Source organism: Anaerotignum faecicola (genome assembly GCA_024460105.1).
Lineage (GTDB): Bacteria > Bacillota > Clostridia > Lachnospirales > Anaerotignaceae > JANFXS01.
Genome location: JANFXS010000145.1, coordinates 1 through 522, shown reverse-complemented (window position 1 = coordinate 522; position 522 = coordinate 1). Strand labels below are relative to the sequence as shown.

At 47.7% G+C, this 522-nt stretch carries 1 protein-coding gene; it reads left to right on the top strand.

Features of this window, described 5'->3' with window-relative positions; all coding sequences use genetic code 11:
• Positions 1–133: 133 nt before the first annotated feature.
• Positions 134–522, top strand: a 389-nt coding sequence (locus NE664_13195; GenBank protein ID MCQ4727587.1) for an ABC transporter permease, incomplete at its 3' end; no start/stop codon positions are given.

Genomic DNA, 522 nt, shown 5'->3' with positions numbered 1-522 from the left:
ACCGGATGGGCCTTCAGGATGGCAAATTCGAGCTGGCTACGGCAGTGGGATTATTTAAATCCGTCATTAATTTCTGTCTGGTAGTGGCTGCAAACAAGATTGCAAGAATGTCGGGAGAGGAGGGAATCTACTGATGCTCAGATCAAAAAAACAGGAAGCGGGAAGCCATATCAAAGCGTCCGCCGGCAGTAAAGTTTTCGATGCTGTCAACGTGACACTGCTGGTTTTACTGGCACTGACGACCTTTTATCCCTTCTGGGACTGTATGGTGGTATCCTTTTCCTCGCTGAAAAGTTATCTGGCCACCAATATCCATCTGTGGCCTTCCGAGTGGTCGCTGGACGGCTATGCCTACATGGTTAAGAGTGCGGAGCTCTGGACCTCCTATGCCAACAGTATTTTCATTACGGTTGTGGGAACTCTGATCAATATGATGATTACGACCATGGCAGCCTACGTGCTGTCAAAAAAAGATCTGAAGGGACAGCGGTTTTTCATGTTCATGGCGGTATTTACCATGAT